Source organism: Flavobacterium sinopsychrotolerans, from assembly GCF_900110375.1.
In the GTDB taxonomy this organism is placed as follows: domain Bacteria; phylum Bacteroidota; class Bacteroidia; order Flavobacteriales; family Flavobacteriaceae; genus Flavobacterium; species Flavobacterium sinopsychrotolerans.
Map to the genome: position 1 here is coordinate 53,776 of NZ_FODN01000004.1, position 14,419 is coordinate 68,194.

Here is a 14,419-nt window from a genome sequence, read left to right on the forward strand (position 1 = left end):
ATTTTAATTGATTGGAAAATGAACACCCAATTGTAACTGATGGGTCATAAATGATATTTTTTCAGTAGTCGAATTGGAAACATTATAAGTTTGACCTAAATTATAACCAACACTTAAAGACCCGAAGGAAGGAACGCGATACTTGACTTGAAAACCCATCGATGGTTCCACTACTACTCCCGAAAATTCTTTTTGGTGTACTAAATCGTAATACGCGCCATCCATTTTTTGTTTTCCGTAAATTATGGTTTCGCCCAAAATACCAGCTTGCACTAAAAAATTTAGTTTATGAAGATCATCCATAGGAAAAAAAGAAAATCCCAATCCTGCTTTAAGACCCAGATATTTAGTTTCCCAACTATAGGAATTCGCTACATTGCCGCCTAAGGCATTATATTCATTCAAAGAAAGTCCATAAGAATAAAGCATGTGCTTATTTGGTAACGGTTTATTAAACCCAATTTCATAAAAATTACCAGTTCCGCTTTGAAGGTCAGGATCTGCTTGCCCAAAGCCATTTTTATAATTATACTTTGTAAAATTCTTTCCCGTATTCAAATAAATTTCTTGGGAAAATAATTGACAGGACGCAATTAACATTACAAGCAGTAGGTAGTTTTTCATCATTGTTTAATAATTTTAGTGTATAAAGTGAATTTAGAGGCATTTAATCGTACGAGATATTCTGATCTTGACAACTGTGCCAAATTAATTGTTAAAATAGTGTTGACTGATGCTTTTTTTTGTTCAAATATCAAACGGCCCAAAATATCAAAAACAGTAATAGTAATAAGATCAATAACCGGCTCCGAGAATTGAAAATTGACCGTTTCAGTAAAAGGATTGGGATAAGTTAGTGTCGTAATTTCAATTTTATCATTGGAAACAATGTAATTACTCCAAAGACTTTGCTGAAACCCCTGTATGACGACAGCATTACCAATTGAATTGCCAGTGACGCTTTGCTGCCCAATAGTTTGTTTAATCATCAAACCATCTGGCATTCTTGTTGACTGCCCCTGGGAAGAAAGCATTTGATGGTGCATAACTTGACCTTGAAAAGTCACAGTAAAAAGTATAAGTAAGTACCTCATAAAATTTATTTTTAACAATATTAATCTAAAATAAATGTATTTCATCGATAAAAAATGCATTTAAACGATAATACAGTTGATTAGTAAGAACTTTTCAGTTTTTAGTAACTCTAAAACTATGATATCAAGAGCAGAAATGGCGAAATAATTGTTATTCGAAGTATTAAATACGAGTTCTAAACTTAAAAAAAAGCATTCAAAATTATCTGTGAGTTATTTTTCAATTTATAGTAACTTAGTAATTCAACTCTAAAAAAAAAATGTAATTTTAAATCCAGAAAAAATTAACAAAAATGCTTTCAAATTTACTTTTCATTATCACTGGATTAATTGGATTAATAACTACATTTTTAATTTTTACTAATTATAAATCCAATAGAATAATGAACTTATACATCATTCTATTTATACTTATTATTTCTTTGCGTTTTTTCTTATCCGGTTTGACAAATTTCATTTTTGATTCCAATTTCAGAACAACTTATTTCAAATATTCAAACTTCTCACTGGTAGTAATCCCTATTTGCTATCTGTACTTTAAGAACTTATCTGAAAATTACAGGAAACTAAATTCAAAGGACCTTTTACATTTTATATTTCCTGTAGCACTATTTTTAGCTATGATTTATCGAGAGCATTTCGATTTTGATTCAAAACAAATAGAAATAATATTATATGGACTCTTTTTTATTTTTGCTATAACGTATATTATTTTATGTTTTCAAATGTTAAGGACTACCATTTGGATTAGAAAAGGAGACATAAAAGTGATTCAGCAACAAAATAAATTAATAAATAACTGGACACTTTTTTTATTTATTGGACTAATACTTACCATATTCAGGCTCTTCATATCAATTTCAACGGAAATCTATTTTGGTGAAAGCATTAAAGGACACAGTTATCAATGGATATCGGCGCTGATTTGGTTAACCATTTTATTTAAAATACTACGTTCTCCAGAAATTCTTTATGGTTATAATGTGCTGCACCAGAAGATTAATGAGAATAAGAATAATACTTTAGTCTTGAATGATATTTGGAAGAAGAGTACTAATATTGAATTGAATAACGAACAGCATTTGGTTCTTAAAGAAAAAATAGATTCAAATATTATTGATTATATCAAGGAAATTGAGTCTATTTCACTGAAATATGAATTATTTAGAAATTCAAAACTTACAATCTCAGACTTAGCAAATAGTCTAAAAATTCCAAAAAGCCATCTTTCGTATTTATTTAAATACCACTCAACAATCTCGTTTTCTGAATATAAAAAAGTGATTCGAATCCATGACGCCATTAATCAAATTGAACAAAACTACCTAAAAAATAACACTTTAGATTCATTATCAAAAAAGGTTGGATTTACCTCCTACAACCCTTTTTTCACAAGTTTTAAAGAAATTGCAGGCGTATCTCCATTAGAATATTTTAAAATGAATAAGGTTGATTTTGAGCAATAAAAAAGCACTTTCATAAATCAATAAGGTGTTAGTTTTATGTGAATTTTATATCTCTAAAAAAGAATAATAAAATTACAACGAACAAATTTTCTTATAAAACGAAGATTTTTTATTATGTATCATAAATCTATCATATTTTAAATATTATTTATTCATCACGATTTATAAATCTCTTTGGAAATAACTATTTTTGCAATCTAAAATTTTAGTCATGCCAAACAAAAAATACAAAATAGCGGTCATTCAATTGAATCTTAATGATATTGCCGAAAACAACTTGAAAAAATGTATCAGTTGGGTTCGTGATGCCGCCAACCTTGGTGCCGAAGTGATTTCGTTACCAGAATTATACAGCAGTCATTATTTTTGTCAAAGTGAAGATGTAGATAATTTTGCTTTAGCAGAACCATTGTACAGTACTTCGTTTATTGCTTTTAGCGCTTTAGCAAAAGAATTAGGCGTGGTAATTATTGTTCCTTTCTTCGAAAAAAGAATGGCAGGGATTTACCATAATAGTGCGTACATCATTGACACAGACGGTTCAGAAGCAGGATTGTACCGCAAAATGCACATTCCGGACGATCCTCATTTTTATGAAAAATTCTATTTTACTCCTGGTGATTTAGGTTTTAAAACAATTCCAACCAAAAAAGGAAAAATCGGAACTTTAATTTGTTGGGATCAATGGTATCCTGAAGCAGCTCGTTTGACTGCTTTACAAGGTGCTGAAGTATTGTTTTACCCAACAGCAATTGGATGGCATCCACAAGAAAAAGAGCAGTACGGTGAAAACCAACATGGTGCTTGGATGAGTGTTATGAAAGGTCACGCAGTTGCGAATGGCGTATATGTTGCAGCGGCAAATAGAATTGGTTTAGAGCAATACTTGCCTGACACGGCGGGAATTCAGTTTTGGGGATCTTCATTTATTGCGGGACCACAAGGTGAAATTTTGGCGCAAGCCTCACACGACAAAGAGGAAATCCTGATAGCCGAAGTGGATCTGGATTTACAAGAAAATGTGCGTCAGAACTGGCCTTTCTTTAGAGACAGAAGAATAGATGCTTTTGGTGATATTACCAAAAGAGCGATTGACTAAATTTTCTTTCGATAATAAAAAAATCCCTGCTGAGAAATAATTCTTAGCAGGGATTTTTATTTAAAGTAAACTTCTAAATCTAATTCAAATCCGGTTGAAATATTTTAACGACACCATCGCCCTCACTGCTTACCACCACTAAACTTCTTTTAGTTGGACTTTTTGAAGCTGGAATAAAAAGCAATCCTTCAGGCGCATCACCCGTTTTAAAACTCTGCAAAAATTTTGGAGCAACTGGATTCGAAACATCATACACCATAACGGCATCTACTCGTTCCAACCCTACAAAAAGAATCGTTTTATCGCCCATTTTAGTCACCACAACTGATTCTGGTTCTACTGATTTATCATCACTTCTGGCATCATCATAAATACCCAATTCTTGTGCTTTCTTGTCTAATTCATTTTTACTGTCGAATACCATTTCGCCCGTATTTCCATTCCAAATGGAGAAAGAACGGGCTCCAAAAGAAACTAATTCATCAAAATCACCATCGCCGTCCGTATCACCCATTTTAGTATTGATATTCAATCTTCCCATACTTGTTTCTGCTTTTAAAGCTGCAGCATTAGGAAATATAATTGGATCTAAAATAACTGACGAACTGCTGATTCTTTTTACATCTACAAAAGCTGAATATTCTCTAGCATCACCTTCATTTGCAGTAACGATATAAGGGATTTTATTGATTTCAAAACTACTGATAGCGTCCGGTTGAAACATTCCTTTTAGTTTCCATGTATTAGCCAAAACGCCACCATCTTTATCGCTAATATCGATAGTATTTTCGGCAAGATTGTAATCTTTGTAGCCTAATGGAAATACATTTGTGATTGTTTTAGTAGCCAAATCAATTTTAGCCACTCCGTTATTTTCTTGTAAAGTAACCCAAGCCGTTTTTGAATCAGCAGAAATCGTGATATATTCCGGTTCAATATCAGAAGTGAAATTATTTGTTGGACTTGCAATTCGGAATCCTTTCGTTTTCAACGTACTCAATTGATTGCTAAAACTTCCGAAATTTAAAGTCGTCACAGCGTAATTACTATTGACCGCAATAATAGAAACAGAACCGTCCGGATCTATTGTATACGTATCATTTGGTTCTCCTTCATTAGCAGTCATAATATAATTCCCGTCAGGAGAAAATGTAATCATGTCCGGCAAAGCACCAACTGTAATTTCTTTGATGACACTGTAATTAGCGGTATCAAAAACGACCACTTTTCCGGCATCTTGCTTATTTGGTTTTGCTTCTAAAGCCACTGCTAATTTGCCGTTATATGTAGCAACACTATTTGAAGTTCCATTAAACGAAGTTAAATCGATACTTGTTAGAAAAACTGGACTGGATGGATTAGACAAATCAATAACATCAATCCTATTCGTATTACTGTTGTTTACGGTAAATAATTTTTTAGAAACTTCATCATACGCACTTATTTCAGCAGCTCCGGCGCCTCCAATAGTTATCGAACCAATTTCTTTGAAAGTTGCTGCATTTTCATTTACAACCAACTCAGGAGATTCCTCTTTATTTGAGTCATTTTCGCAACTTGACAAAACCATAATTGCCGCTAATAGTGTAATTCCATATTTTTTCATAACTGTATTTTTAATTTTTTCAAAAATAACTAGCTGAAGCCCGACAAGAATTAACTCAATATTATATAATCATTACCAAAACTATTCTTATAAATTTATGAGTTGGCAAAAATGAATGGTTGCTAACTATTTTAAAATCCTACTGAATGTTTATATTTGCAGTCTTTATAATTAGAAACGCTGTATGACTACAAATAATAGAAGATTTCCTGCCGAATGGGAAAAACAACAAGGGATTTTATTGTGTTTTCCGCATAATGGAAAAGACTGGCCGGGAAAATACGAAGCGGTTCAATGGGCTTTTGTCGAATTCATTAAAAAAGTTGCTACTTTCGAAACTGTTTTTTTAGTGGTTGCCGATGAAAATCAAAAAGAAAAAGTCAATACGATGCTAGAAACAGCTCATGTTGAACTGACTGACGTTTCGTACATTATTCATAAAACCAATAGAAGTTGGATGCGTGATTCGGGTCCAATTATAGTTAAAACCGGAACCGAAAGAGAAGCTTTGAACTTTAATTTTAATGGCTGGGCCAAATATAAAAACATTCAATTAGACAAATTTGTTCCTGCCAAAGTGGGTGAATTTCTGAATATTCCTGTGACTAAAGTCATGTACAAAGGAAAACCGGTAATTGTAGAAGGTGGTGCGATTGATACTAACGGAAGGGGAACTTTATTGACTTCGGAAGAATGTTTGATGCATCCAGATATTCAGGTTCGGAATCCAAATTTCACCAAAGCTGATTACGAAGCGGTTTTCAAGGAATACCTAGGAATTACAAATGTGATTTGGTTAGGCGACGGAATTGAAGGCGATGATACGCACGGTCATATTGATGATTTGTGCCGATTTGTAAATGAAGATACGATTGTGACCATTGTAGAAACAGATCCAACGGATAACAACTACAAACCATTACAAGACAACTTAAAACGCTTGCAAAACGCCAAACTGGAAAACGGAAAATCTCCTATTATTGTGTCTTTACCAATGCCAAAACGTTTGGAATTTGATGGTTTGCGATTACCAGCGAGTTATGCGAATTTCCTGATTTTGAACAATTGTGTTTTGGTTCCTACTTTTAACGACAGTAATGACAGAAAAGCATTAAACATCCTTGCAGAATGTTTTCCGGACAGAGAAATCATTGGTATTAGCGCTACTGATTTTATTTGGGGTTTTGGAACGTTGCATTGCTTAAGTCAGCAAATTCCAGAATAGATTTAGAAAAAAATTGATTATATAAAAAAAGACTTGTAACACTAATTGCTACAAGTCTTTTTTATTTTAATTGTATTTCTAAATACTATTTATCTCTGGTAAACGGTATTTTTTGTCCTTCAGGAACTGTCATGTCAAATCCGTTTAAATTGTCATTAAATTGAAATTTAAGACCCGCTTGTTTCGATTCAAAACTGTTTTTTCCAGTTGGTTCTACTGTGAAACTTGGATAATTTGTTATCAAAACATTTAACGCACCATTTTTCTCTGAAAAAGTAATTTTAAGTGGCGCCATTTTTGTAGAAAAAGTTCCCAAATAGTCATCCAGAATTACATCTTTTTCAACCAAACCTTTATCCGCAGTCCAAGTGTTATTTGCAGTATTAGTATCCGGTAAAACATGATCAGGGTCTAATGTAATACTTTCAATTTCTTCATTTGAATTGTGTTTGAAAGACCAAGCTTTGTTTCTTTGCCAAACTTCAACCGGTAATTTCACACGCGTTAGTTGCCCGCTTTTCGTTTTTACGTCTAAACTTACCGGCATTGCCATTTTTTCGAAATTTTCAATCGAAATCACAACTCCTTGTTTTGGATCATTTTTAACGTATTTTATCGAATTAATTCCTTGGTCTAATCGCCAATTATTTTGGAACCAACCTCTCCAAAACCAACTCAAATCTTCACCTGCAACGTTTTCAATTGTTCTAAAGAAATCGTCTGGTTGTGGATGTTTGTATGCCCAACGCTCTATATAAGTTTTCAAAGCCAAATCAAAACGCTCTGGTCCAATAACTTGTTCGCGCAAAATCACTAATCCAGAACTTGGTTTAGAATACGCCAAAAGACCAATATTTGATTCCTTCATGTTATCCGGAGAACTCATTATAGTTTCAAGAGTTGGACTTGTATACACTTCCGCTCTTTGATGCATATCAACCGGCTTTTCTTTGTACTCGCCATTATTAAAATCTACAGAACTTAATGAATTAATAAAAGTATTAAAACCTTCATCCATCCATGCGAACAGCCTTTCGTTAGATCCAACAATCATAGGAAACCAAATATGTCCAAATTCATGATCTGTAACGCCCCATAAATCTGCCCCTTTTGACTCCCAACTACAAAAAACAATTCCAGGATATTCCATTCCACCTTCGTTTCCGGCAACATTTGTAGCCGCTGGATAAGGATATTCTAACCATCTTTTAGAATAATTTTCAATAGAAGCTTTTGTATATTCTGTCGAACGTCCCCAAGCTGCATCACCAGCACTTTCCACTGGATATACAGAAACAGCTAACGATTTCTTTCCGCTTGGCAAATTTATTTTTGCTGCGTCTAAAATAAATGCCGCTGAAGAAGACCAAGAAAAATCACGAGCATTTTTGATTTTATAATTCCATGTTTTAGTAGTTGCTGAAACAATCTTAGATGTATTTTCAACTTCGGCAGCGGTACGGATAAAAACTGTTTTATCACTTTGTTTTGCTTGTGCCAATCTACTTTGTTCTACAGTAGAATAAACAGCTGTAGGATTAAGTAATTCACCAGATGCAACCACAATATGATTCGCTGGAGCTGTAATGCTTACATCAAATTCCCCGTATTCCAGATAAAATTCCGATGCTCCTAGGTATGGATTTGTATTCCAACCACGTACATCATCATACACACACATACGCGGATACCACTGCGCTATGGTGAAAATCTTACCATTTTTAGTTTCTAAAACTCCCATTCTGTCCGAACCTTCAAAAGGTGCTATAAAAGAAAAGTCGATTTTGATTTTAACAGAACCACCTTTTGGATTTAATCCCTGTGGCAAAAAAACCTGCATTCTCGTATCCGTAATCACATATTTTGCAGTTGCTTCAGTAGCTACTCCTTTTACAGTTGTGATAACTTTCACCGATTTGATTTTATGACCACCATCAAAAACTTGGCCTTGAGCCCCATTTCTGCTTCCTGTCAAAGGTACAATTGCATTTCCACGAGAATCTGCTTTGAATAAATTCTGATCTAAATTCATCCAAACAAAAGCCAATTTATCCGGGCTGTTGTTCGTATAGGTGATGATTCCTGTACCTGAAATCTCGTTGTTTTTTTCATCCAGTTTGGCCGTTAATTTATAATCAGCACTGTTTTGCCAATATTCAGCTCCTGGCTGACCACTTGCAGATCGCGTACTTGTTCCATTTTTTGAGTAAAAATGTGGAGCAAAAGCATCATGATAATCGTATTTTGAAACTGCATTACCGGATGCATTTGTTGGGGTTTGTTGCGCCGAAACGGCCGTAACTCCCAATAATAAAGTCAGATGTAAGATGACTCCGAATCGAATATTTTTCATTTTCTTATGATTTATATCACAAATTAATGAAAAAAAAAGAGATTTTTGAGGTATTGCCATAGAAATGATTCTACTTTAAATAAATAATATGTAACTTAAATTGAATTAGATTTAAAAATTATAAAATATATTTACCATAGAAAATCAATTTTTAAATTAAAAGACAAATAATTTTGACAACTACGATAAAACACGGGAATCTTTCTGCAGAAATTAAACATTTTGGCGCTGAATTAATTTCCTTAAAAACAAATCAAAATAGAGAATACATCTGGGAAGGAAATCCAGAATTTTGGGGCAAGCACTCTCCTATTTTATTTCCAATTGTCGGTACATTAAAAAATAATTCATTTCATTATAACGGAATTAAATATCATTTGTCACGACATGGTTTTGCCAGAGAAATGGAGTTTAAATTAATCGATGCAACAGAAAATAGTGCTACTTTCTCCATACAATCTTCTGAAAAAACACTAAAATTCTATCCGTTTGAATTTGAATTGCAGATCATTTATACATTACAAGACAATAATTTATCAATTGAATATAAAGTCATTAACAACGAAAAAACTGCAATGCCATTTTCTATTGGAGCGCATCCTGCTTTTGCTTTGCCAAATCAATTCGAAAATTACACTCTTGTTTTCGAGAAAGAAGAACCATTAGAATATTACCTTTTGGAGGATGATTTAATTTCAAATAAAACGAAGAATTTAAACGTTCAGAATAAGCGGATTCCACTAACGTATGAATTGTTTAAAAATGATGCTTTAATTTTTAAAACATTACAATCTAATGCCTTGACGATTTTAGAAAATGAAAAACCAATTTTAAAGGTAAATTTTGAAGATTTTCCAAGCTTAGGAATTTGGACTAAAATGAATGCGCCTTTTCTTTGCATCGAACCTTGGTTTGGATATTCGGATACCAATGAAAATTCCGGAAATCTATTTGAAAAAGAAGGCATTCAAATTTTAGAATCAAATAAAACTTTCCATTCAAAATTCAGTATCGAAATCTTTAATTAAAAAAAATATGCTAACTATAAATTTCAGTCCATTTCCAAATTTAGAAACCGAACGTTTACTTTTGAGAAGAGTAGATTCTAATGATATAAAGGAGATTTTCGCATTGCGATCTAATCCCGAAACCATGAAATATATTCCAAGACCTTTAGTAAAAACGAATGAAGATGCGTTAGAACATATTGCAATGATTGACAGTAAAATAGATAGTAACGAAGGGATAAATTGGGCTATTACGTTGAAAGATAACCCCAAACTTATTGGAGTTATTGGTCACTACAGAATAAAACCCGAAAATTATCGCGCCGAGTTAGGTTATATGTTGCTTCCAGAATATCATGGAAAAGGAATTGTTTCCGAAGCGGTGAAAGAAGCTGTAAAGTATGGATTTCAGGTGATGAAATTAAATTCATTAGAGGCAATTATAGATCCTGATAATTATGCTTCTGCAAAAGTTTTAGAAAAAAATGGGTTTGTCAAAGAAGCGCATTTAAAAGAATATGAATTTTTTGAAGGGCGATTTTTAGACACAGTAATTTATTCTATTTTGAACAAATAGTGTCTTTCATAAATACGTATTTTCCTGTTTCTTTTTAAAACATTAAAAATTAAAACGAGAATTTTATAATTCAATTCTATCTATATTTGTCACCGAAAACTACGTCCTGTAATCAAAAAGCAGTTCGCTACTATAATTTTATGAAAAAAATATTTATTCTTACTATCCTTTTCTTTTCTATTCATTCCCAAAGTCAAACTTATGTAAAAGTAAATGCGATGACTACAATTTTCACCATTCCTAATGTCGGTATTGAAACTAGTATTGGGAAAAAATCAACATTTCAATTTGATGTTTTGGCTTCTTTTTGGAAATCAGTAGATGGTAAACCTAGAGAATTTTACACTTTTACACCTGAATATAGATATCATTTTAAAGAAAAACACAATGGATTTTATGCCGGTGCGCATATTGGTGCAAGTATTTTTAATTTTCAAAAATGGAATTACTTAAATACTGATTTGTATGAGAAAGGTTTTGGATATTTTATAGGTTCAACTATTGGATATCAAGTCAAAATCAATGATAAATTCATGTTAGATTGTTTCTTAGGCGGTGGATGGCATCAAGGATTTTACAAAGGATACGATATAAGTACTGGAGAACGGTACGAAAAAGTAAAGAATTATAACAAAAGTGGTGAGTGGCTTCCTTACAGAGGAGGCGTGATGGTTTCTTATAAATTAAATTAAATCAATTTTGTAATTTAGGCAATGATTTTATATACAAATCTTCTACTTGCTTTCTTGCCCAATCCGTTTTTCTTAAAAAAGTCAAACTGGATTTTATACTTGGGTTATCTGTAAAACATTTCACTTTAATGAGTTCTCCCAAAGTATCAAATCCATAATGATCCACTAGCTTTTCAACTATTTTTTGAAGTGTGATTCCGTGAAGCGGATCTTTCGATTTTAAATTTTCCATTTTGCAAATATATAAAATCGGTAAATACTAATTTTTTAAATTCATTCAAATGAAAAAATTTCTCTTACTACTTGCCCTTTTATTTTTAAATATCAGTTTTGGGCAAAGCAACACTGCAATCTATTACTTCATTCGCCACGCTGAAAAAGTTGATAGTTCTCAAAATCCTGATTTATCTGAAAAAGGTTTGAAAAGAGCGGATCTTTGGAGCAAAATATTTTCGGAGATTAGTTTTGATAAAATCTATTCAACGGATTATAAAAGAACAATACAAACTGCAAATCCTACTGCTACAGCGAAGAAGATTCAAGTTAAATTGTATAATCCTAAAACCCTAAATATTGAATCCTTCAAAAAAGAAACATTAGGGAAAAAAGTTTTAATCGTAGGACATAGTAATTCCATTCCGAAATTTGTCAATGAGATGATCAATCAGAACTTATTTTCTGATATTGAGGATGAAACTTTTGGGAATCTTTATATGGTGACTGTAGTCGGAAAAACAATCTCATTCCAATTATTGAAATTAGAATAAAACACTCCAAAGAGATAAAATGAAAATAAAAAAAGTCACTATTGTATGATAGTGACTTTTTGCATTATTGTGGATTCCAACAGTTTTTTTTTAAAATTTCATTCCTAATCCCATTCCTAAAATCAATGGATTTATGGTTACATCTGCAGGAATACTGAGTCCTGCTGCTAAGTTTGAAGCATCTACGGTTACATCGGTTTTCAGAAATAGTTTTTTAGCATCAACATTGATAAAAAACGTGTCGTTTAACATTAAATCAAAACCGACTTGGAAAGCATAACCAACATTGTTTTTATAACTAACATTTTTAACTGTGTTTCCATCCTCTACATTGTAAAAAATAGTATAGTTGACCCCTGCACCAACATAAGGTTTGAACACTTTTTCTTCGAAAGGTGTAAAATGATATTGCAAAGTCAAAGTTGGAGGCAATAACCAAACATTTCCTAAATCTATATTGACATTAGTTGGTCCTCCGATTGCAGAAATATCGGAGCCTACAGTATTAACATCGTGCTTGGTAGTAGCCAAAATTAACTCGGCTGCAAAATGCTTTGTGAAAAAATAAGTAAAGTCCAATTCCGGAACAAATGTGTTTGAAAGAGAAACATCACCTCCAATAATTCCAATTTTGGCACTTTCATACGGTATAACCGCAATTCCTCTAATTCGAGCCTGCCATTTTTTAAAATCCTGAGTACTATTTTGTTCTTGGGCTTGTGCATTTAATGTCAAAAAGGACACCGCCATAAAGGCTAAGATAATTTTTTTCATTTTAACTTTAGTTTAAATTGTTAAACAAATTTAAGGTTGAGCCTTTCATTTTTAACTGATATAAATCATAGTTTGAAAATTATTTACACTTATTTTAGGGCTTATTACTGGATAAATTTTCAATTTTATTATACATTTGCAGTCTATGCTAAAAAAAATAAATATATTCAATAAGAGAGCCAGATTCGACTATGAAATAATCGAAACATTTAATGCTGGAATTGTTTTGGCTGGTACCGAAATCAAATCCATTCGATTAGGAAAAGCAAACATCACAGAAAGTTTTTGTGAATTTAGTAATAATGAGCTTTTTGCAATAAATACCTATATTGAAGAATATACTTTTGGTAATCAATTTAATCACAAGGCAAGAAGCGAACGCAAATTACTTTTGAAAAAAAAGGAATTAAAAGGTTTGTTAAAAAGTGTTCAAGCAAAAGGATTAACAATTGTTCCTTTGAAGCTTTTTACCAATGAAAAAGGATTGGCTAAATTACAAATTGGCCTTTGTAAAGGAAAAAAAACCTATGACAAGCGCGAATCTCTTAAAGAACAGGATACCAAACGCGATCTAGACCGAATCAAAAAATCATTTTAAATTAAAAGAAAATTGGAATATATTTTTTTATGTTTAAAAAATGACTAAATTTGTCAAGACATTTAAAAACATTTTCAAAATGAAAACACTACTCAAAAATGCAAGAGAACAAAAGGGACTCAAAACTAGAGAAGTGGCACAACTTTTAGGAATTGATCAAGCCTTAATCAGTAAGTTTGAAAGTGGAACCAGAAAACCCACCAGAGAGCAAGTTATAAAATTAGCGTTCCTACTAGAAATAGATTTTGAAACAATAATGGTCGCTTGGCTTAAAGAAAAAATTCTTTATGAAATTGGTCAGGATGAATTTGCTCTAAAAGCATTATTAGTTGCGGAGCAAGAAATTAGATATCAAAGTAAACCTTCAAAGAAAAAATTATCTACTACACTTCAAAAAATTTTAGATGAAATAGATACTTTGAAGACAAAACTAGATGGATTTCGTCAGTTTGACAGTTATCGCATTGCACAAGCTTTGGAGCTAGAATATACTTTTGAAAGTAACCGTATCGAAGGAAATACCATGACGTTGCGCGAAACTGATTTGGTTATCAATGAAGGTTTAACTATTTCCGGGAAAAGTATGCGGGAACATCTTGAAGTGATTAATCATCAAGAAGCGATTGCCTACATCAAAGATTTAATGCAAAGAAATACTTCCATAAATGAACGCGAAGTAATGTCTATTCATAATCTTATTTTGAGGGGAATTCACCCGGAAGATGCGGGTCGTTATAGAAAAGTTCAGGTGATGATTCAAGGAAGCAGCCATATGCCACCACAACCTTTTTTGGTCGCTAAAGAAATGGAAGATTTTTTTATTTGGTACGAAACTAATAAATCAACTCTTCACCCAATAGTTTTGGCTGCAGAAATACACGAACGATTAGTCACTATCCATCCATTTATTGATGGTAACGGCAGAACTTCACGTTTGGTAATGAACCTAGTTTTGTTGCAACATGGCTATATTATTGCAAATATCAAAGGAGATTATGAAAATAGAATGCACTATTATCAATCTCTAGAAAAAGCACAAACTAAAAACAATAAAGAAGATTTTTTATTATTCATTGCTCAAATAGAAAAAGAAAGTTTAGAACGGTATTTGAATATTATTGGTCAATAAAAAACCCGTCTCGTTATTTAACCGAGACGGGT

15 protein-coding genes are annotated in these 14,419 nt (G+C 32.4%); 9 read left to right on the top strand and 6 right to left on the bottom strand.

Annotated elements, in window-relative coordinates; all coding sequences use genetic code 11:
* Positions 1-3 precede the first annotated feature (3 nt).
* Both BMX64_RS08740 and BMX64_RS08745 read right to left on the bottom strand, forming a co-directional pair.
* Complete coding sequence (locus BMX64_RS08740) at positions 4-627, bottom strand: hypothetical protein (RefSeq protein WP_091170383.1); 624 nt, start codon at positions 625-627, stop codon at positions 4-6.
* Complete coding sequence (locus BMX64_RS08745; RefSeq protein ID WP_167543045.1) at positions 624-1,094, bottom strand: T9SS type A sorting domain-containing protein; 471 nt, start codon at positions 1,092-1,094, stop codon at positions 624-626. The genes BMX64_RS08740 and BMX64_RS08745 overlap by 4 nt, the downstream gene beginning before the upstream one ends.
* 725 nt (positions 1,095-1,819) lie before the next feature.
* Here BMX64_RS08745 and BMX64_RS15705 point away from each other — a divergent pair.
* Positions 1,820-2,560, top strand: coding sequence for a helix-turn-helix domain-containing protein (locus tag BMX64_RS15705; RefSeq protein ID WP_167543046.1), 741 nt, complete (start codon positions 1,820-1,822; stop codon positions 2,558-2,560).
* Positions 2,561-2,771: 211 nt separating this feature from the next.
* On the top strand, positions 2,772-3,659 hold the full coding sequence (locus tag BMX64_RS08755) for a carbon-nitrogen hydrolase (protein WP_091170395.1): 888 nt from the start codon (positions 2,772-2,774) through the stop codon (positions 3,657-3,659).
* Between the two features lie 79 nt (positions 3,660-3,738).
* On the opposite strand, the gene BMX64_RS08760 is transcribed toward BMX64_RS08755, so the two are convergent.
* Complete coding sequence (locus tag BMX64_RS08760; RefSeq protein ID WP_091170398.1) at positions 3,739-5,265, bottom strand: choice-of-anchor I family protein; 1,527 nt, start codon at positions 5,263-5,265, stop codon at positions 3,739-3,741.
* A 184-nt stretch (positions 5,266-5,449) separates the two neighbouring features.
* Here BMX64_RS08760 and BMX64_RS08765 point away from each other — a divergent pair, with 184 nt between their 5' ends.
* Complete coding sequence (locus tag BMX64_RS08765; RefSeq protein ID WP_091170402.1) at positions 5,450-6,490, top strand: agmatine deiminase family protein; 1,041 nt, start codon at positions 5,450-5,452, stop codon at positions 6,488-6,490.
* A gap of 85 nt (positions 6,491-6,575) precedes the next feature.
* On the opposite strand, the gene BMX64_RS08770 is transcribed toward BMX64_RS08765, so the two are convergent.
* Positions 6,576-8,843 (bottom strand): M1 family metallopeptidase, encoded by a 2,268-nt coding sequence (locus BMX64_RS08770; RefSeq protein WP_091170405.1) that lies wholly within the window; start codon positions 8,841-8,843, stop codon positions 6,576-6,578.
* 173 nt (positions 8,844-9,016) lie between these two features.
* On the opposite strand from BMX64_RS08770, the gene BMX64_RS08775 reads away from it, so the two are divergent.
* The 3 genes from BMX64_RS08775 (at position 9,017) to BMX64_RS08785 (ending at position 11,119) form a co-directional block, all read left to right on the top strand.
* Entirely contained in the window at positions 9,017-9,871 is an 855-nt protein-coding gene (locus tag BMX64_RS08775) for an aldose 1-epimerase family protein (RefSeq protein WP_091170408.1), read from the top strand.
* 7 nt (positions 9,872-9,878) lie between these two features.
* Complete coding sequence (locus BMX64_RS08780) at positions 9,879-10,427, top strand: GNAT family N-acetyltransferase (RefSeq protein ID WP_091170411.1); 549 nt, start codon at positions 9,879-9,881, stop codon at positions 10,425-10,427.
* A 140-nt stretch (positions 10,428-10,567) separates the two neighbouring features.
* Entirely contained in the window at positions 10,568-11,119 is a 552-nt protein-coding gene (locus BMX64_RS08785) for a DUF3575 domain-containing protein (RefSeq protein WP_091170414.1), read from the top strand.
* A gap of 1 nt (position 11,120) precedes the next feature.
* On the opposite strand, the gene BMX64_RS08790 is transcribed toward BMX64_RS08785, so the two are convergent.
* On the bottom strand, positions 11,121-11,351 hold the full coding sequence (locus BMX64_RS08790) for a VF530 family protein (RefSeq protein WP_091170417.1): 231 nt from the start codon (positions 11,349-11,351) through the stop codon (positions 11,121-11,123).
* A 49-nt stretch (positions 11,352-11,400) separates the two neighbouring features.
* Between BMX64_RS08790 and BMX64_RS08795 the strand changes: the two genes are divergently transcribed.
* Complete coding sequence (locus BMX64_RS08795) at positions 11,401-11,886, top strand: phosphoglycerate mutase family protein (RefSeq protein ID WP_091170421.1); 486 nt, start codon at positions 11,401-11,403, stop codon at positions 11,884-11,886.
* Positions 11,887-11,976: 90 nt separating this feature from the next.
* Here the strand turns inward: BMX64_RS08795 and BMX64_RS08800 are convergent, their stop codons facing one another.
* Positions 11,977-12,660, bottom strand: a complete 684-nt coding sequence (locus tag BMX64_RS08800) for an OmpW/AlkL family protein (protein WP_091170424.1) — start codon at positions 12,658-12,660, stop codon at positions 11,977-11,979.
* Between the two features lie 145 nt (positions 12,661-12,805).
* Here BMX64_RS08800 and smpB point away from each other — a divergent pair, with 145 nt between their 5' ends.
* Positions 12,806-13,258 (top strand): SsrA-binding protein SmpB, encoded by a 453-nt coding sequence (gene smpB / locus BMX64_RS08805; protein ID WP_091170427.1) that lies wholly within the window; start codon positions 12,806-12,808, stop codon positions 13,256-13,258.
* A 79-nt stretch (positions 13,259-13,337) separates the two neighbouring features.
* The gene (locus tag BMX64_RS08810; protein ID WP_091171134.1) at positions 13,338-14,387 is read left to right on the top strand and encodes a Fic family protein; all 1,050 of its coding nucleotides are present in this window, start codon (positions 13,338-13,340) and stop codon (positions 14,385-14,387) included.
* Positions 14,388-14,419 lie beyond the last annotated feature (32 nt).

Excerpts from the sequence above, each read along its gene's own strand:
- BMX64_RS08740 (WP_091170383.1), bottom strand. The coding sequence starts at position 627 with ATGATGAAAAACTACCTACTGCTTGTAATGTTAATTGCGTCCTGTCAA.
- BMX64_RS08745 (WP_167543045.1), bottom strand. The coding sequence starts at position 1,094 with ATGAGGTACTTACTTATACTTTTTACTGTGACTTTTCAAGGTCAAGTT.
- BMX64_RS15705 (WP_167543046.1), top strand. The coding sequence starts at position 1,820 with ATGTTAAGGACTACCATTTGGATTAGAAAAGGAGACATAAAAGTGATT.
- BMX64_RS08755 (WP_091170395.1), top strand. The coding sequence starts at position 2,772 with ATGCCAAACAAAAAATACAAAATAGCGGTCATTCAATTGAATCTTAAT.
- BMX64_RS08760 (WP_091170398.1), bottom strand. The coding sequence starts at position 5,265 with ATGAAAAAATATGGAATTACACTATTAGCGGCAATTATGGTTTTGTCA.
- BMX64_RS08765 (WP_091170402.1), top strand. The coding sequence starts at position 5,450 with ATGACTACAAATAATAGAAGATTTCCTGCCGAATGGGAAAAACAACAA.
- BMX64_RS08770 (WP_091170405.1), bottom strand. The coding sequence starts at position 8,843 with ATGAAAAATATTCGATTCGGAGTCATCTTACATCTGACTTTATTATTG.
- BMX64_RS08780 (WP_091170411.1), top strand. The coding sequence starts at position 9,879 with ATGCTAACTATAAATTTCAGTCCATTTCCAAATTTAGAAACCGAACGT.
- BMX64_RS08785 (WP_091170414.1), top strand. The coding sequence starts at position 10,568 with ATGAAAAAAATATTTATTCTTACTATCCTTTTCTTTTCTATTCATTCC.
- BMX64_RS08790 (WP_091170417.1), bottom strand. The coding sequence starts at position 11,351 with ATGGAAAATTTAAAATCGAAAGATCCGCTTCACGGAATCACACTTCAA.
- BMX64_RS08795 (WP_091170421.1), top strand. The coding sequence starts at position 11,401 with ATGAAAAAATTTCTCTTACTACTTGCCCTTTTATTTTTAAATATCAGT.
- BMX64_RS08800 (WP_091170424.1), bottom strand. The coding sequence starts at position 12,660 with ATGAAAAAAATTATCTTAGCCTTTATGGCGGTGTCCTTTTTGACATTA.
- smpB (WP_091170427.1), top strand. The coding sequence starts at position 12,806 with ATGCTAAAAAAAATAAATATATTCAATAAGAGAGCCAGATTCGACTAT.
- BMX64_RS08810 (WP_091171134.1), top strand. The coding sequence starts at position 13,338 with ATGAAAACACTACTCAAAAATGCAAGAGAACAAAAGGGACTCAAAACT.